Annotated in this window: 14 protein-coding genes; 9 read left to right on the forward strand and 5 right to left on the reverse strand. The window is 69.7% G+C overall.

Translation table 11 applies throughout. The annotated features are described in order from the left end of the window. Nucleotides 1–28 precede the first annotated feature (28 nt). Nucleotides 29–1,306: an MFS transporter gene (locus AC27LF_RS11910; RefSeq protein ID WP_479656914.1), complete on the forward strand. Its 1,278-nt coding sequence runs from the start codon at nucleotides 29–31 to the stop codon at nucleotides 1,304–1,306. A 97-nt stretch (nucleotides 1,307–1,403) separates the two neighbouring features. Continuing rightward, nucleotides 1,404–1,913: an LppU/SCO3897 family protein gene (locus AC27LF_RS11915; protein ID WP_479656915.1), complete on the forward strand. Its 510-nt coding sequence runs from the start codon at nucleotides 1,404–1,406 to the stop codon at nucleotides 1,911–1,913. 108 nt (nucleotides 1,914–2,021) lie between these two features. On the opposite strand, the gene AC27LF_RS11920 is transcribed toward AC27LF_RS11915, so the two are convergent. Continuing rightward, entirely contained in the window at nucleotides 2,022–3,464 is a 1,443-nt protein-coding gene (locus AC27LF_RS11920; protein WP_479656916.1) for a CCA tRNA nucleotidyltransferase, read from the reverse strand. Nucleotides 3,465–3,720: 256 nt separating this feature from the next. Between AC27LF_RS11920 and AC27LF_RS11925 the strand changes: the two genes are divergently transcribed. The 7 genes from AC27LF_RS11925 to trxA all read left to right on the forward strand — a co-directional run bounded on the left by AC27LF_RS11925 (nucleotide 3,721) and on the right by trxA (nucleotide 13,699). Then, nucleotides 3,721–6,105, forward strand: coding sequence for a DUF6049 family protein (locus tag AC27LF_RS11925; protein WP_479656917.1), 2,385 nt, complete (start codon nucleotides 3,721–3,723; stop codon nucleotides 6,103–6,105). Nucleotides 6,106–6,151: 46 nt separating this feature from the next. Further along, on the forward strand, nucleotides 6,152–8,632 hold the full coding sequence (gene murJ / locus AC27LF_RS11930; RefSeq protein WP_479656918.1) for a murein biosynthesis integral membrane protein MurJ: 2,481 nt from the start codon (nucleotides 6,152–6,154) through the stop codon (nucleotides 8,630–8,632). Between the two features lie 118 nt (nucleotides 8,633–8,750). Beyond that, the gene (locus tag AC27LF_RS11935; RefSeq protein WP_479656919.1) at nucleotides 8,751–10,475 is read left to right on the forward strand and encodes a protein kinase family protein; all 1,725 of its coding nucleotides are present in this window, start codon (nucleotides 8,751–8,753) and stop codon (nucleotides 10,473–10,475) included. Nucleotides 10,476–10,501: 26 nt separating this feature from the next. Next, nucleotides 10,502–11,227, forward strand: a complete 726-nt coding sequence (gene sigM, locus AC27LF_RS11940) for an RNA polymerase sigma factor SigM (protein WP_479656920.1) — start codon at nucleotides 10,502–10,504, stop codon at nucleotides 11,225–11,227. Then, nucleotides 11,224–12,165, forward strand: coding sequence for an anti-sigma factor family protein (locus AC27LF_RS11945; protein ID WP_479656921.1), 942 nt, complete (start codon nucleotides 11,224–11,226; stop codon nucleotides 12,163–12,165). Before sigM ends, AC27LF_RS11945 begins: the two co-directional genes overlap by 4 nt. 191 nt (nucleotides 12,166–12,356) lie before the next feature. Then, nucleotides 12,357–13,325 carry a thioredoxin-disulfide reductase gene (gene trxB / locus AC27LF_RS11950; protein WP_479656922.1) on the forward strand — a complete coding sequence of 323 codons (969 nt, stop codon included), beginning with the start codon at nucleotides 12,357–12,359 and terminating at the stop codon, nucleotides 13,323–13,325. A 41-nt stretch (nucleotides 13,326–13,366) separates the two neighbouring features. Further along, nucleotides 13,367–13,699 (forward strand): thioredoxin, encoded by a 333-nt coding sequence (trxA, locus tag AC27LF_RS11955; RefSeq protein ID WP_479656923.1) that lies wholly within the window; start codon nucleotides 13,367–13,369, stop codon nucleotides 13,697–13,699. A 156-nt stretch (nucleotides 13,700–13,855) separates the two neighbouring features. On the opposite strand, the gene AC27LF_RS11960 is transcribed toward trxA, so the two are convergent. The 4 genes from AC27LF_RS11960 to rsmG form a co-directional block, all read right to left on the reverse strand. Next, nucleotides 13,856–14,473 (reverse strand): GNAT family N-acetyltransferase, encoded by a 618-nt coding sequence (locus AC27LF_RS11960; protein WP_479656924.1) that lies wholly within the window; start codon nucleotides 14,471–14,473, stop codon nucleotides 13,856–13,858. Nucleotides 14,474–14,790: 317 nt separating this feature from the next. Beyond that, on the reverse strand, nucleotides 14,791–15,891 hold the full coding sequence (locus AC27LF_RS11965; protein WP_479656925.1) for a ParB/RepB/Spo0J family partition protein: 1,101 nt from the start codon (nucleotides 15,889–15,891) through the stop codon (nucleotides 14,791–14,793). Then, entirely contained in the window at nucleotides 15,888–16,961 is a 1,074-nt protein-coding gene (locus tag AC27LF_RS11970; protein WP_404023907.1) for a ParA family protein, read from the reverse strand. Before AC27LF_RS11970 ends, AC27LF_RS11965 begins: the two co-directional genes overlap by 4 nt. Nucleotides 16,962–17,290: 329 nt before the next feature. Then, nucleotides 17,291–18,007 carry a 16S rRNA (guanine(527)-N(7))-methyltransferase RsmG gene (rsmG, locus tag AC27LF_RS11975; protein WP_479656926.1) on the reverse strand — a complete coding sequence of 239 codons (717 nt, stop codon included), beginning with the start codon at nucleotides 18,005–18,007 and terminating at the stop codon, nucleotides 17,291–17,293. Nucleotides 18,008–18,010 lie beyond the last annotated feature (3 nt).

The raw sequence follows: 18,010 nt of genomic DNA on the forward strand, positions 1-18,010 counted from the left end.
GACCCTGCCGTGTGTGAGGCTGTGCCCCATGCCCGTCGTCCGTGACCTGCGCGTCCTGCTGCGCCTGCGGAACTTCCGCCGCCTGCTCTCCGTGCGCCTGCTCTCCCAGGGCGCCGACGGCGTCTACCAGGTCGCGCTCGCCACGTACGTCGTCTTCTCCCCGGAGAAGCAGACCTCGCCCGCCGCGATCGCCTCCGCGATGGCCGTGCTCCTGCTCCCTTACTCCCTGGTCGGCCCGTTCGCGGGCGTCCTGCTGGACCGCTGGCGGCGCCGCCAGGTCTTCGTCCACGGCAATCTGCTGCGTGCCGTTCTCGCGGCGGCCACCGCCGTTCTGATGGTCAGCCAGGTTCCGGACTGGCTGTTCTACGTCTCCGCGCTGTGCGTCACCGCCGTCAACCGCTTCGTCCTCGCCGGCCTGTCCGCGTCGCTGCCCCGCGTGGTGGACGCCGAGCGGCTGGTGATGGCCAACTCCCTGTCGCCGACCGCCGGAACGCTCGCCGCCACCGCGGGCGGCGGTCTCGCCTTCGCGGTACGGCTGCTGGTGTCGGACTCCGACGCCGCGGTGGTGCTGCTGGGCGCCACGCTCTATCTGTGCTCGGCCCTCGTGTCGCTCACCATGGCACCCGAACTGCTCGGGCCCGACCGGGGATCGCTGCAACCGCACCTCGGCAAGGCCCTCGCGGACACCGCGCGGGATCTGCCGGCGGCCGTGCGGCACCTCGCCGAGCCGCGGCGCCGGGAGGCGGTGTGGGCGCTGTCCTCGATGATGCTGATGCGCTTCTGCTACGGCGCGCTGCTGGTCCTGGTGCTGATGCTGTGCCGGTACTCCCTCGCCGCCACCCCCGACGAAGGGCTCCGGCTGCTGGGGCTCGCGGTCGGGGTGTCCGGCGCCGGCTTCTTCGCCGCGGCCGTGGTGACCCCCGCCGTGGTGGGACGCATCGGACCGGGCCACTGGATCGTCGTGTGCGCCGGGAGCGCCGCGGTCCTTGAGCCCGCGCTCGGTCTGCCGTTCGCCACGGCGCCCATGCTGGTGGCGGCGTTCACGCTGGGGCTGACCACCCAGGGCGCGAAGATCGCCACGGACACGATCGTCCAGTCGTCCGTGGACGACGGCTTCCGGGGACGGATCTTCTCCGTGTACGACGTCCTGTTCAACATCGCCTTCGTGGGTGCCGCGGGGGTGGCCGCCCTGATGCTCCCGCCGGACGGCCGGTCGATCGCACTGGTGGTCGTGGTCGCCCTTGTCTACGCGGCGGTTGCGGCGGCTATGGGCCGCTTTGAGCGCCGGAGAGTGTCACATCAGTGACACAGAGTCCCCCTGGATGAGGGGGGTGTCAGTGGCAGCCGCTAACTTACGTGAGTCTTATTTCGCGCCATGCGCACAAACGTTCCAGGGGGACCCCGTGTCAACTCCACCGCCGCCCCAGGGCCAGGCTCCCTACCCGCCTCAGGGTCAGGCTCCTCACCCACCCCAGGGCGGTCACCCGCAGCAGGGCCAGGCTCCGAATCCTCCACAGCAGCCTTACGCCCCGTTCCCCACGCAGGGTGTCCCCGTTCCCCCGCCGCAGCCCGCCGCGCACCAACGGATCGGCAAGAAGGCGATACGCGTCATCGGCGGCATCGTCGTCGCCGTCGTCGTGATCGCGTTGAAGTTCGGCGCCGGCTGGTTCTTCAGCCGCGACGACGCGGAGACCACCTCGGTGGGCGCCTGCATGCACAACAAGGGGTCGTACAGCAGCCCCGACCTCAATGAGGTCGACTGCTCCTCCAGCGACTCCCAGTACCAGGTCGTCGAGAAGTTCGACGGAACCAGCGACGAGAACAAGTGCGAGACCGTCAAGGAGTCCACGATCTACTACGTGCAGTCGGGCGGCGGCCATGATGTGGTGCTCTGCCTGAAGGAGACCAGGTAACAGCGGGCGATCCGACGACCGAGGGGCGATGTTTCACGTGAAACATCGCCCCTCGGCGGTTGCTGGCCCGGTCATGTTTCACGTGAAACATGACCTCGTTCCACGGCCTCAGCCTTGCTCGGCCCACCACTCCTTGAGTGCCGCCACGGCCGCGTCGTACTCCATCGGTCCGTTCTCCAGCCGAAGCTCCAGCAGGTGCTTGTATGCCTTGCCGACGACCGGGCCGGGCGCGACTCCCAGGATCTCCATGATCTGGTTGCCATCCAGGTCCGGCCGAATCGCATCGAGCTGTTCCTGCTCCTGAAGCTGCGCGATGCGCTCCTCCAGACCGTCGTACGCCCGCGACAGCGCCACCGCCTTCCGCTTGTTCCGGGTGGTGCAGTCGGAACGGGTCAGCTTGTGCAGACGATCGAGCAGGGGCCCCGCGTCGCGCACATAGCGGCGGACCGCCGAGTCGGTCCACTCCCCGGTGCCGTAGCCATGGAAGCGCAGATGCAGCTCGACCAGACGGGAGACGTCCTTCACCAGGTCGTTGGAGTACTTCAGCGCCGTCATCCGCTTCTTGGTCATCTTCGCCCCGACCACCTCGTGGTGATGGAACGAGACCCGGCCGTCCTTCTCGAACCGACGGGTGCGGGGCTTGCCGATGTCGTGGAGCAGCGCGGCCAGCCGGAGGGTCAGGTCGGGCCCGTCCTCCTCCAGCGCCATCGCCTGCTCCAGGACGATCAGCGTGTGGTCGTAGACGTCCTTGTGCCGGTGGTGCTCGTCGCGCTCCAGCCGAAGAGCCGGCAACTCGGGCAGCACATGGCCGGCAAGGCGGGAGTCGACCAGCAGCGACAGGCCCGTGCGCGGGTGCGGGGACAGGATCAGCTTGTTCAGTTCGTCCCGGACCCGCTCGGCCGAGACGATCTCGATACGGCCGGACATCTCCTTCATCGCCCTGACGACCTCGGGGGCCACCTCGAAGTCGAGCTGGGCGGCGAAGCGGGCGGCCCGCATCATCCGCAGCGGGTCGTCGGAGAAGGACTCCTCGGGGGTACCCGGCGTGCGCAGTACGCGGGCCGCGAGATCCGCGAGTCCGCCGTACGGGTCGATGAACTCCTTCTCCGGCAGGGCCACGGCCATCGCGTTGACCGTGAAATCACGCCGGACGAGATCCGCCTCGATGGAGTCGCCGTAGGACACCTCCGGCTTGCGCGAGGTGCGGTCGTACGCCTCCGACCGGTAGGTGGTCACCTCGATCTGGTAGCCGTCCTTCTGCGCACCGACCGTGCCGAAGGCGATCCCGACTTCCCAGACGGCGTCCGCCCAGCGCCGCACGATCTTGAGCACGTCCTCGGGACGGGCGTCGGTGGTGAAGTCCAGATCGTTGCCCAGCCGGCCGAGCAGCGCGTCCCGCACCGAGCCGCCGACCAGGGCGAGCGAGAACCCGGCCTCCTGGAAACGGCGGGCGAGATCGTCGGCGACGGGGGCCACCCGCAGCAGTTCGCTCACCGCGCGCTGCTGCGCCTGGCTCAGGGCAGTGGGAGAGTCTTCGTTGGCGTTCGGCACAACAGAAGAGGGTACGTGGCCCTGACCACCGGAAGCGCCTCCATTAAGCACACGCGAACATCTCCGTCCGTACTCGTGCAAGCGCTGCCATCACGGTGCACTCGCGCTTTCCGCCCGATACCGATCATGCCGGACGGACCGCCCCCGTCCCCGATCTTGTGAGGCGGACCGCGGCACTTCCCCTCAGCGGGCATCGTTACCATGCGTGGACGCACATTGGGACGACCACTGACGACGACGAGGGACGGGCGAGCGCGTGGCCGAGGCGGCAGACTTCCAGGGGACGACTCCCTCACCTGCCCGCCGGTGGCTGCGGCGCACCGGGGCGCTGCTCGCCGGTGTGCCCCTGCTGGCGGGTGCGTACCTGCTGCCCACGGCGGCGCCGGCACAGGCCGCTGGCTCCGGCACCGTGTCCGTCTCTGTGGACTCCCTCACCCCCAGCGCCCCCACCGAAGGGGACACGCTGACCGTGTCGGGCACGGTGACCAACAAGGGCAAGCAGGCGGTCACCGACGCCCATGTGGGAGTCCGGGTGGGCCCGCTGCTGACCACCCGCTCGGCCGTCGACAGCACTGCCCGGCGGTCCTCCGACACCCAGGGCCTCTTCGCCGCCGAGGTGGGCGGCAAATACGTGGAGACCTTCGCCAAGCTCTCTCCGGGGGTCTCCGAGCGCTTCAGCATCTCCCTACCGGTCGACCAGCTCGACCTCGGTCAGGACGGCGTCTACGAGTTCGACGTCTCGCTCTCGGGTCAGACCTCCGCCCAGCCCTGGGAGCAGGTGCTGGGCGTCCGCCGGACCTTCCTGCCCTGGCAGCCGGCGGAGGCCGGCACTCGCACCAAGACGACGTTCCTGTGGCCGCTGATCTCCACCGTCCGCATGACGGCGCAGACCGGCCCCGGAGAACACCAGACGCCGGTCTTCCTCAATGACGACCTCGCCAAGGAGATCGCCCCCGGGGGCCGGCTGTCCCAGATGCTGGCGCTCGGCACGGGCCTCGACGTCACCTGGGTGATCGACCCGGACCTGCTGGCCACGGTGGACGCGATGACCCGCAACTACCAGATCCAGGGCGAGGGCGACACCACGACGGCCGGCACGCATCAGGCGCTGGCCAAGCAGTTCCTCGCGGACCTGCAGAAGGCGGTGGCCGGCAAGCAGGTCGTCGCCCTGCCCTTCGCCGACCCTGACCTCGCCTCCCTCGCCCACAACGGCACCAGCGTCACGGGCTCGCTCAGCCACCTCAAGGACGCCACGGACGTCGCCACCACCACGGTCCAGACGGTGCTCCACATCACGCCGAGCACCGACTTCGCCTGGCCGGTGGAAGGCGCCGTGGACCCGTCGATCATCAAGGTCGCCACCTCCGCGGGCGCGGACAAGGTGATCGCCCGCAGCGACAGCCTCCAGGAAACCGGCGGGCTGCCCTACACGCCCTCCGCGGCCCGCCCGGTCGGCGGCGGCACCACGGCCGTCGTGGCCGACACACGGCTGTCCACGGCGTTCGAGGGCGACCTGACGGCGGCGGGCCCGACCACCCTCGCCGTGCAGAAGTTCCTCGCGCAGAGCCTCGCGCTCAACACCCAGACCAACCAGCAGCGCAGCATCGTCGTCGCCCCGCAGCGCATGCCGACCGCGAGCCAGGCCCGGGCGATGGCCCAGGCGATCACGGCGCTGGAGGGCGGGAACTGGTCCCAGTCGCAGGACCTCACCGCCGCCGCCAAGGCCAAGCCCGACCCCGCCGCCACCACGAAGATCCCTTCGAGGTCCGGGTATCCCTCCTCGCTGCGCAAGAAGGAGCTGCCGCGGACGGTCTTCGAGCAGATCGCGCGGACGCAGGACAAGCTCGACAACTTCCAGGTGGTCCTCTCCGACGAGTCCCGCGTGGTGACCCCCTTCGGGCGGGCCATAAACCGCGAGATGGCCACGTCCTGGCGGGGCAAGGCCCGCTCGGCGAACGGCTTCCGGCAGGGCGTCGAGGGCTGGCTCAACCACCTGACCGACCAGGTCAAACTGATCGACAAGTCGGAGACGAAGCTCTCCGGCCGCAGCGCCACCATCCCGGTCACCGTCCAGAACAACCTGGTGCAGGGCGTCGACCACCTGATGCTGCGGCTCACCTCGACCATGCCGACCCGTCTCAGCGTCGGCGGCAAGGCCTACGCGGAGCAGCCCGTCGACATCTCCGGCGGGCACAGCCAGTCCGTGAAGTTCACCACCTCGGCCAATGCCAACGGCCGGGTGACCGTCATCGCCCAGCTGTACACGGAGGACGGCCAGGAGTACGGCACCCCGGTCAGTTTCGACGTGAAGGTCACCGAGGTCACGCCCACCGTGATGCTGGTCATCGGCGGCGGCGTGCTGCTCCTCGTCCTCGCAGGCTTCCGGATGTACACGCAGCGCAAGCGGGCTGCCGCCCGGCAGGCCGAGGAGGACGGCCCGGACACCGCGGGGGAGCACGCCGAGGGGCCGGAGACCCCCGAAGGACCTGAGAACCCCGGGGGCCCCGCGGAGCGTCGTCTCCAGAAGGAGTCCGAGGCCCGATCCGGGGCATCCGAGCCGGAGCAGCCGAGTGACCCGACACCGGACACCGCATCGGAAAGCGTCGACCCGTCCGCGACGGGTGAGAGAGTGGACCGTTGAGCGATGTCGTGGCCGGTCGGCCCGGGGACGATGAGGTGGGGTAACCATGAACGCGCCGTACGACGGTGACCGCGGCCAGGGCGCGGCCGGCTCGGGCTACCCCGAACCGCCGCCCGGGCCCGGCCAGGTACCGCCGCAGCACCCGGCGGACATGTATCTCCAGGACGCCTACGAACAGGACCCCTACCGCGCGCAGGACCTCGCCGCCCAGGACCCGGTCGGCGAGGCGCTCTACGACCGGGCCGCACACCCCCCGCCGCCCCCGGGGGCCTATCCGCAGCAGCCGCTGTACGGCCCGCCGGCCCAGTCGCCCTACGCCCCCGACCCGCGCGTGTGGGCCCAGACCCCGCCGCCCGAGCCGGCCGGACCCACCCAGCACCTGCCGTACGGCGACGACCCGCGCACGACCCAGTACGTGGGCGTGGACGACCTCGTCACCCACTCCGGCGAGGAGCGTCACGAGCCGGACGCCTTCGCCCACCTCTTCCGGGACCAGCAGCAGGGCGGCGGACAGCCGCCCGCCGGGTCCTCGGCCGGGCCCGGCGCGGCCGGCGGGCAGGCCCCGGTGGGGCAGTACCCGGCGGCCCCGCACCCCGGGAACCTGAATCCCGGCCCCCCGCACCCCGCCGCGCAGTACCCGGCGGGCCCGTACCAGGGGAACGCGTACCAAGGGACCCAGTACCAGCAGAACCAGTACCAGGGGGCCCAGTCCCCCGCGGATCCCCACCAGGCGGCGCAGTACCAGCAGACGCAGTATCAACAGGCGCACTACCAGACGGCGCCGCCCGCGGCCGGCGCGCCCGCGCCGACGGATGCCGCTCCCGCTGCTCCGGCCGCGTCCGCTCCCGCCACGGCCCCGGCGCCCGAACCCGCCGCCGCACCCGCCGCGAAGAAGGGCGGTCGCGCCTCCGGTCTGCTGAAGTCGAGCGCCGTGATGGCGGCGGGCACCATGGTCTCCCGCCTCACCGGATTCATCCGCTCCGCGCTGATCGTGTCGGCGCTGGGCGTCGGCCTGCTCGGCGACACCTTCCAGGTCGCCTACCAGCTGCCGACGATGATCTACATCCTGACCGTCGGCGGCGGCCTCAACTCCGTGTTCGTGCCGCAGCTCGTGCGCGCCATGAAGGAGGACGAGGACGGCGGCGAGTCCTACGCCAACCGTCTGCTGACCCTGGTGATGGTGGTGCTCGGCGCGCTCACGGTACTCGCGGTCGTCGCCGCTCCGATCCTGATCCGCCTGCTGTCGGACTCGGTCGCGAGCGACCCGGCCGCCAACGAGGTCGGCGTCACCTTCGTCCGCTACTTCCTGCCCTCGATCTTCTTCATGGGCATCCACGTGGTGATGGGTCAGATCCTCAACGCACGCGGCAAGTTCGGCGCGATGATGTGGACCCCGGTCCTGAACAACATCGTCATCATCGTGACGCTCGGCATGTTCATCTGGGTGTACGGCACCGCCGCGAACTCCGGGATGAAGGTCACCAGCATCCCGCCGGAGGGCGAGCGTCTGCTCGGCATCGGTGTGGTGCTCGGCCTGGTCGTCCAGGCCCTGGCGATGATCCCGTACCTGCGGGAGACCGGTTTCCGGCTGCGGCTGCGGTTCGACTGGCGCGGCCACGGCCTCGGCAAGGCCGCCACCCTCGCCAAGTGGACCATCCTGTTCGTCCTCGCCAACCAGGCGGGCGCGCTCGTCGTCTCCCAGCTGTCCACCGCGGCCGGCAAGCACTCGCCCGTCGACGGCACCGGCTTCGCCGCCTACGCCAACGCCCAGCTGATCTGGGGCCTGCCACAGGCCATCATCACCGTCTCGCTGATGGCTGCCCTGCTGCCGCGGATCTCGCGCTCGGCCGCCGAGAACGACGCGGGCGCCGTCCGCGACGACATCTCCCAGGGGCTGCGGACGACGGCCGTGGCGATCGTGCCCGTCGCGTTCGGCTTCCTGGCCCTCGGCATCCCGATGTGCACGTTGATCTTCGGCTCCTCGGGCACCGGTGAAGCCACCAACATGGGCTACATGCTGATGGCCTTCGGCCTCGGCCTGATCCCCTACTCCGTGCAGTACGTCGTCCTGCGCGCCTTCTACGCCTACGAGGACACCCGCACCCCCTTCTACAACACGGTCATCGTGGCCGCGGTCAACGCGGGCGCCTCGGCCGCCTGTTACTTCCTGCTGCCCGCCCGCTGGGCCGTGGCCGGCATGGCCGCCTCCTACGGCCTCGCGTACGCGATCGGCGTGGGCGTCGCCTGGAAGCGGCTGCGCAACCGGCTCGGCGGCGACCTGGACGGGGCCCGTGTCCTGCGGACGTACGCGCGGCTGTGCATCGCCTCCGTACCGGCCGCCGCGCTCAGCGGTGCGGCCTGCTACGGCATCGGCCACTCCCTCGGCCAGGGCGTCGTCGGCTCCTTCCTCGCGCTCGTGGTCGGCGGGGCCCTGCTGCTCGGTGTCTTCTTCGTCGCGGCCCGCCGCATGCGCATCGAGGAAATCAACTCCCTCACGGGCATGGTGCGCGGGCGTCTGGGACGCTGAGGCGGGGGTACGCGCACAACCATCACGCGCCCCCGTGTGTCGTGCATAGCGGCAGACTGTGGGCACAATTGGTTTCGGCGTCGGACAGCGTGCAACGGATGGGGAGGCAGGAACGACGGTGGCGGAACGGAGCACGGCTGCCGTCGACGTGGCAGACAACAGCGGCGACGAGCCGCTGACCGCCAAGGCGGACCAGTCCACGGCCGACGGGGTGGCCCAGAACCCGGAGCGGGACACGGACAACGACGAGGCGCAGGGGAGCGACGGGGCCGAGGGCCCCGGGAAGAAGGCCGCGCCTCCCGAGTTGCACAGCGGCCACAAGCTCGCCAGACGCTACCGCCTCGAAGAGTGCGTCACCCGTCTGGACGGATTCAGCAGTTGGCGCGCGGTCGACGAGAAGCTACGCCGGGCCGTCGGCGTGCACATCCTGCCGGCCGAGCATCCGCGGGCCCGTAATGTGCTGGCGGCCGCCCGTTCCTCGGCGCTACTGGGCGACCCCCGCTTTGTGCAGGTCCTGGACGCCGTCGAGGAGAACGACCTCGTCTACGTCGTGCACGAGTGGCTGCCGGACGCCACCGAGCTGACCACGCTGCTGTCCGCCGCGCCGCTGGATCCGCATGACGCCTACCAGATGGTCAGCCAGGTCGCCTCCGCCATGGCCGCGGCCCATCGCGAGGGCCTTGCCCATCTGCGGCTCAACCCGAACGCCGTGCTGCGCACCTCCACCGGCCAATGGCGCATCCGGGGCCTGGCCGTGAACGCCGCGCTGCGCGGCATCGACTCCGACACCCCGCAGCGCACGGACACCGAGTCGATCGGTGCCCTGCTGTATGCCGCGCTCACCCAGCGATGGCCGTACGAGAGCGATGCCTACGGTCTGTCCGGACTGCCCAAGCACATCGGTCCGATCGCCCCGGACCAGGTGCGGGCGGGCGTCCACCGCGGCCTGTCCGAGCTGGCCATGCGGGCGCTCGTCAACGACGGCGCCACCGCCTCCCGGCACGAGGCGCCGTGCACCACGCCGGAGGAGCTGGTGAAGGCGATCGGCGAGATGCCCCGCATCCGCCCGCCGGAGCCGGCGTTCACCGCGCCGCCCGAGTACCAGCGCACGACGTACCAACAGGGCACCTACGGCCGTCCCGCGTCGCACCCCGGTGTCACCCAGCCCGTCCAGCCCCCGCCGCCCCCGCTGCAGAGCCGCACCGGCAAGGCCCTCAAGTGGGCGGTCTCCGCACTCCTGATCGCCGCCCTGGGGCTGGGCAGCTGGCAGCTCGCGGAGGCCCTGATGGACCAGGGCAACCAGTCCGACGACACCAACAACACCCAGACGACGGGCGAGGGCGACAAGGGCAAGGACAAGCCCAAGCCCCCCACGGCGCTCACGATCCGGGGCGCCCAGGAGTTCGTCGCCAAGGGGGACGCCCAGCACCCCGGTGACGTCGGCAAGACATACGACGGCGACCCCTCCACGACCTGGCGGACCAAGACCTTCGCCGGGGGTCCGCCCATCGCGCCGTTCAAGCCGGGCGTGGGCATCGTCTACGACCTCGGCTCGGTGAAGGAACTCTCCACGGCGTCCATCGGGCTTCGCTACGCTGGCGATCACACCACCGTCGAGCTGTACGCGTCCGACTCTCCGACGCCGTCGTCGCTCGACGCCATGGACAAGATCGGCAGCGTCAGTACGAACGGCACCAACGCCACGGTGAAGCTCGGCAAGCCGGTGAAGACCCAGTACGTCCTCGTGTGGCTCACCGCGGTGCCGCACTCGGGCCCGGACCCCACCGAGTACAGCGGCGCCGGATACAAGCAGGCCATCACCGAGGTGAAGTTCGCGGGCTGACGTTCACCGGCGGCGGAGGGGGTCAGATGGCGGACGACAGCGGATTCGACGGGGCGAGCGATCAGGATCTGCTCGCCCGGCACGTCAAGAGTGATCCCGATGCCTTCGGTGAGCTGGTCCGCCGGCACCGCGACCGGCTGTGGGCGGTCGCCCTGCGCACCCTGGGGGACCGCGAGGAGGCCGCCGACGCCGTCCAGGACGCCCTCGTCTCCGCCTATCGGGCCGCCCACACCTTCCGTGGGCAGTCGGCCGTCACCACCTGGCTGCACCGGATCACCGTGAACGCCTGCCTGGACCGTGCCCGTAAGGCGGCCTCCAGGAAGACCGCGCCGGTCGACGACACCGAGCGGCTGGAGCAGCTGCTCGAACCGCATGAATCGGCCTCGGCGCCCGCCGAGCGCAACGATCTGCACCGACAGCTCCTGGAGGCCCTGGGGACGCTTCCGCAGGACCAGCGTGCCGCCCTCGTCCTGGTGGACATGCAGGGCTACCCGGTCGCCGAGGCCGCCCGCATCCTGGATGTGCCCATCGGGACCGTGAAGAGCCGCTGCGCCCGCGGCAGAGCGAGACTCCTTCCCCTGGTCTCCCATCTACGGGCGGAAGAGGCCGGGGACGACAGGGAACCGGATCCGGCACGGAACCGGTCGGAGAGGACATCCGTCCCACCGGCAGCGGGCCCTAGGGACAGCGGTCCACAGCCGGCGGGATCCAGTGATTCGACCGCAGTGAAGGGCGGAGGTGGGCGAGCATGACGTCCTTGACGGATACGACCGGGCACCCGGACGTCGCCGAGATCTCCGACCTCACCGAAGGTCTGCTCCCACCGTCCCGGACCATGGAGGTACGGCGGCACCTGGACACCTGCGACCTGTGCGCGGATGTCCATCGTTCCCTGGAGGAGATCCGCGGACTGCTGGGCACCCTGCCGGGCCCGCCGCAGATGCCCGCCGATGTGGCCGGCCGGATCGACGCCGCCCTCGCCGCGGAGGCACTGCTCGCCGCCACGACCCCCGGCGACCCCACGCCCGAGCCGGTCCCGGAGAGCGCATCCCCGGGCGAGTCCGACGAGAACACCGGGACGCATGTTTCACGTGAAACATCGGCTCCCGCGGACCGGCCCGCCGGGCGCTTCCCGGGGGCGACCGGTCCGGGGCGCAAGGCTCGCCGCCGGGGACGCCGTGGGACCGTCGTCATGGGCGCCGTCCTCACGGCTGCCGTCCTGGGCGCCGGGTCGTTGCTGTTCCAGACCCACGGCACCGACAAGCCCGATACGACCGCGCAGGGCGGGCAGCCCCCTACAGCCGGCGCCTTCTCCGAGAAGAGTCTTCAGAGCCAGGTGACCGACCTGCTCACCACGCAGCGGCGCTCCCCGCACGACTCCGGCAGCCAGCGGCCACGGCTGGAGCTCGGGCCGGAGTCCCGTAGCCCGGGTGCCGGCGAAAGCGCGGACACCCTGCTCCACACGTCGACCCCGGTCCCGGACTGCATCCGGCAGGGCATCAACAGCAACGCGGACATCCTCGGCGCCAAGCAGGGGACATACGACGGGAAGGACGCCTATCTCGTCGTGCTGCCCGACCTCGGCGACAGCTCACGGGTGAACGCGTATGTCGTCGAGGCGGCCTGTGTCGGCCGGGAGCCCATGGCACCGGGCACCGTCCTGTGGAAGCAGTCCTTCGCCCGTTCCTGAGCGCCTGCGGTTCGCCTTCCTCGGCGGCCGGGGTTCGCCCCGCTCCACCGTGGCAACCCTCCTGTGGGACTTCCCGTGTGCCCGGACACAGCGGGAATGCGGGCCCCGTAGGATCCGTTGGGTGGGGTGAGAGTTCTGAAAGGGGCTCCCACCGGTCGAACTGACGTAGACCAGAGACGAGGAATGCAGCCGTGAGCGACGTCCGTAACGTGATCATCATCGGCTCCGGGCCCGCCGGCTACACGGCGGCGCTTTACACCGCGCGCGCGTCGCTGAAGCCCCTGGTGTTCGAGGGCGCCGTCACCGCCGGTGGCGCGCTGATGAACACCACCGACGTGGAGAACTTCCCTGGATTTCGCGACGGCATCATGGGCCCGGACCTGATGGACAACATGCGGGCGCAGGCGGAGCGCTTCGGCGCCGAGCTGGTGCCGGACGACGTCGTCTCCGTCGACCTCACGGGTGAGATCAAGACCGTCACGGACACCGCGGGCACCGTCCACCGGGCGAAGGCCGTCATCGTCACCACCGGCTCCCAGCACCGCAAGCTGGGCCTGCCGAACGAGGACGCGCTCTCCGGCCGTGGTGTCTCCTGGTGCGCCACCTGTGACGGGTTCTTCTTCAAGGACCAGGACATCGCCGTGATCGGCGGCGGTGACACCGCGATGGAGGAGGCCACCTTCCTCTCCCGGTTCGCCAGGTCGGTGACGATCGTCCACCGCCGGGACACGCTGCGCGCCTCCAAGGCGATGCAGGAGCGCGCCTTCGCCGACTCGAAGATCAAGTTCGTCTGGGACAGCGAGGTCGCCGAGATCCAGGGCGGCCAGAAACTCTCCGGTCTGAAGCTGCGCAACGTCAAGACGGGTGAGCTGTCCGACCTCCCGGTGACGGGTCTGTTCATCGCGATCGGACATGACCCGCGCACGGAACTGTTCAAGGGCCAGCTCGACCTGGACGCAGAGGGCTATCTGAAGGTCGATGCCCCCTCCACCCGGACCAACCTGACCGGTGTCTTCGGCGCCGGCGACGTCGTCGACCACACCTACCGACAGGCGATCACCGCGGCCGGCACCGGCTGCTCCGCCGCTCTCGACGCCGAGCGCTTCCTCGCCGCCCTCGCGGACACCGAGAAGGCCGAGCCCGAGAAGACCTCCGTCTGACCCCTTCCGCCCCACCGCACGATCAAGTTAAGGAGCCCGCCGTGGCCGGCACCCTGAAGAATGTGACCGACTCCTCCTTCGATGAGGACGTCCTCAAGAGCGACAAGCCCGTTCTGGTGGACTTCTGGGCCGCCTGGTGCGGTCCGTGCCGTCAGATCGCCCCGTCCCTTGAGGCCATTGCCGCCGAGTACGGCGACAAGATCGAGGTCGTCAAGCTCAACATCGACGAGAACCCGGCTACGGCCGCCAAGTACGGCGTCATGTCGATCCCGACCCTGAACGTCTACCAGGGCGGCGAGGTCGCCAAGACCATCGTCGGCGCCAAGCCGAAGGCCGCGATCGTCCGCGACCTTGAGGACTTCATCACCGAGTAGTCGGCTGAGCCCTCGCGCCGACGGGGCATGTTTCACGTGAAACACGAATGGGCCAACCCGGAAGGGTTGGCCCATTCGCTTGAGCGCACCGCCATCAGCGACAGCCCGTAGAGAAAAGCATGCGGAGAACGGCATGCGGAGAGCGGCTGGGAGCGGCTAGAGCGGCCGAAGCGCTGGTTCCTTCTGTACGGCCCCCAGGAGCCGGTCGATGGCCATCTCCACGTCTTCCTTCCACGACAGCGTCGTACGCAGCTCCAGACGCATTCGCGGGTAGGCGGGGTGGGGCCGTACGGTCTTGAAACCCACCGCCAGCAGATGATCGGCGGGCAGGACGCAGGCGGGTTCCTTCCAGCGGGCGTCCCCGAATGCCTCGATCGCCTTGAACCCTCGGCGCAGCAGATCCTTGGCGACCGTCTGCACCATCACTCGGCCCAGTCCCTGCCCTTGATAGCCGGGCATGATGAACGCGGTCATCAGCTGCACCGCGTCGGGGGAGACGGGACTCGTCGGGAACGCCGTGGAGCGGGGGACATAGGCCGGAGGCGCATAGAGCACGAAGCCGACCGGCACCTCGTCGACATAGACCACCCGGCCACACGATCCCCAGTCCAAAAGGACGGCGGAGATCCAGCCCTCCTTCTCCGCCGTGGCCCTGCCCGCGCTTACCGCGGCCTCGCCGCTGACCGGGTCGAGTTCCCAGAAGACACACGAGCGGCAGCGCTTGGGAAGATCCTGAAGATTGTCCAGCGTGAGCGGTACGAGCCGGCGCCCCATGAAGGCTGTTCCTCGCTTCCTTCGCCCGCCGCGTCGCGAGCGGCTGTCAAAGCGCTCCGTTCCCTGAGCAGACTGCCGACGAAGCCGCCGAGCACGCCCAGTCCCAGGCCCGCGCTCACCAGTCCCGTCCGGCTCACCGTTCGCATGGCCCCGCCTCCCACCGAGAGGTGCTGCCAGGTGAATGCGCCATACCCGAACGCATCGTATCCACGATGCGTTTGTATCGATACCGACAAAAAGCAAAGAGCGGACCGTGTTCCGGTACACACCGGACACGATCCGCTCCGTCGTCCGACAAGGGCAGGACGCCCGTGCTGTCAGTCCTCCGCAGCGTCGGAGTCCCCGTCGTGGAGACCCTGCTGGAAGACCGGCCCCTCACCCGGAGCGAGCGTGCCGAGGATCCGCTCAAGGTCTTCCATGGAGGCGAACTCGACCGTGATCTTGCCCTTCTTCTGACCGAGGTCGACCTTCACCCGGGTCTCGAAGCGGTCCGAGAGACGGGTGGCCAGCTCGTTCAGCGCCGGGGAGACACGGGCTCCGGCCCGGGGCCCCTTCGACCGCGGAGCCGTCTGAGGACGAGAGCCCATCAGGGTCACGATCTCCTCGACGGCCCGTACGGAAAGCCCCTCGGCCACGATCCGGTGGGCGAGTCGGTCCTGCTCCTCGGAGTCCTCTACGGACAGCAGCGCCCGGGCGTGTCCGGCGGAGAGCACACCGGCGGCGACCCGTCGCTGGACGGCCGGCGACAGCTTCAGCAGCCGTAGCGTGTTGGAGACCTGGGGGCGGGAACGCCCGATGCGGTCCGCCAGTTGGTCATGGGTGCAGTTGAAGTCCTTGAGCAACTGGTCGTAGGCGGCGGCCTCTTCCAGGGGGTTCAGCTGGGCACGGTGCAGGTTCTCAAGGAGGGCGTCCAGGAGAAGCTTCTCGTCCTCCGTCGCCCGCACGATCGCGGGGATCGCCTCAAGCCCTGCCTCCCGGCAGGCACGCCAACGCCGCTCACCCATGATGAGTTCGTAGCGGGCGGGTCCCAGCTGCCGTACGACGACAGGCTGGAGGAGACCGACCTCCTTGATGGAGGTGACCAGTTCTTGCAGCGCGTCCTCGTCGAAGACCTCACGCGGCTGGCGTGGGTTCGGCGTGATGGAGTCGAGGGGGATCTCGGCGAAGTGAGCGCCCATCGGCGGTGCGGGCGTCTCCGTGACACTGAAGACCGACGGCTCCTCGGTTTCCTGTGAAACAGGCGGCAGCGTGGTCACCTTCGCCGCGGCCACCCCCCGGTCCGTCGTCAGCACCGGGACCGGGGCGGGGGACGGCGATGGCGCTCCCCCCACCGCGGCCGAGGCCGGGTTCTTCTCGGTCGGGGCAGCAGGAATCAGTGCGCCCAGTCCGCGGCCCAGCCCCCTCCGTCGCTCGCTCACTGGATCCCCTCCACCATGTTCGGGTTGCTCTGCGGCCCGATATGGGCCTGCGTCGGGTCGTAGGTGACGCCGACGCCCTTCAGCGCGATCTCTCGTGCCGCCTCAAGATAGGAGAGGGCGCCGCTCGATCCAGGATCGTAGGTCAGCACCGTCTGCCCATAGCTCGGCGCCTCGGAGATACGGACCGAGCGGGGAATGCTCGTCCGCAGTACCTCGTCGCCGAAGTGGCTGCGCACCTCTTCCGCGACCTGGGAGGCAAGACGCGTCCGGCCGTCGTACATGGTGAGCAGGATGGTCGACACATGCAGAGCGGGGTTGAGGTGGCCTCGCACCAGGTCGACGTTGCGCAGCAGTTGCCCCAGGCCCTCCAACGCGTAGTACTCGCACTGGATGGGGATGAGGACTTCGGCCCCGGCCACCAAGGCGTTGACGGTCAACAGGCCGAGGGACGGCGGGCAGTCGATGAGGATGTAGTCCAGCGGCTGCTCGTACGCCTGGATGGCTCGCTGGAGCCGGCTCTCCCGGGCCACCAGCGACACCAGCTCGATCTCCGCACCGGCGAGATCGATCGTGGCGGGGGCACAGAAGAGGCCCTCGACATCGGGGACCGGCTGCACCACCTCGGCCAGCGGCTTGCTCTCGACCAACACATCGTAGATGGAAGGGACTTCGGCGTGATGGTCGATGCCCAGCGCGGTCGAGGCATTGCCCTGTGGGTCGAGGTCGACCACCAGGACACGGGCGCCGTGCAGAGCGAGCGAAGCGGCAAGGTTGACCGTCGTCGTCGTCTTGCCGACGCCACCCTTCTGGTTGGCGACCACGATGACTCGGGTCTGCTCGGGCCGTGGCAGCCCTTCGCCGGCACGGCCCAGAGCCTCCACCGCCAATTGGGCAGCACGACCGATGGGAGTGTCGTCCATCGGGGGCGGTGTTTCACGTGAAACATCCACCCCCATCGACTCGGTACGGGGACCGGGGACCGGATCGGTCATCGGTCCCGCGATGTTGGCGTCGGACCGCAAGGATTCACTCTCCTCGACTTCAGGCTCGCGATGAACAGAGCCTCCCATGCCTTCGGGGTCGCGAACCAGTGAGGCCTGGTGTTCTGTGGAGAAATCCACCTCTGTGGACAACTCCGTGCCCCCACAGGGGGGCGGAGCGTCATTCGAGGGAGGCGTTTCCCCGAGTGATCCCAGAGGCTTGCGATCGCGGGGTTCGGCCGCGGCCCGGCCGCGACTGATGATGCCGTGCAGGAGTGAGCGACGTTTCACGTGAAACACGATGCACAGCCGCTGCGGCCGTATCTTCGCGACACTCCGGGTTGCGTAGGTTTGGAGGCTTGTGTGGAGTACGGGTGGTCGTCAGGACGGATCAGCATCACTCATCCGTTCTGACATCCTCAACGACGTCGGCGGGCCCTTCCGGTACGGGCCGCCTTGGCTCGCTTGGCCGCGAAACGCACACCGCCCGGGCTCTCCCCGACCTCGACCCGTACAACGGTGGACAGCGGGTCCACGATGCCCTCGCCCACGCGCAGGATGGAGGTCGACACCGCTCCGAGCTTGCTCAGCGCGGCTCCTGTGGCCTTCAGCTCCTCCTCGGCCGTGTCCCCCTTCAGGGCGAGCATCTGGCCGTACGGACGCAGCAGGGGGATTCCCCAGGTGGCGAGCCGGTCCAGCGGGGCGACTGCCCGGGCCGTCACCACATGGACCGGCGGCAGGTTCCCCATGACCTCCTCGGCCCGGCCGCGGACAACGGTCACATGATCCAGCCCCAGCAGTTCGACGACCTCGGCGAGGAAGTTGGTGCGGCGGAGCAGCGGCTCCAGCAGGGTGATCTTCAGGTCTTCCCGGACGAGCGCCAGGGGAATGCCGGGCAGACCGGCACCCGAGCCCACGTCGCACACCGTGACCCCTTCGGGGACGACCTCGGAGAGCACCGCACAGTTGAGCAGGTGTCGCTCCCACAGGCGGGGCACTTCCCGTGGGCCGATCAGACCACGCTGCACGCCGGCCTCGGCCAGCAGCTCCGCGTAGCGGACCGCATCGGCGAAGCGATCGCCAAACACTTCCCGCGCCTGTTCGGGCGCAGGGGGGAGATCCGCTGCCTCCGTCACGGG

It is taken from the genome of Streptomyces diversicolor, assembly GCF_057537855.1.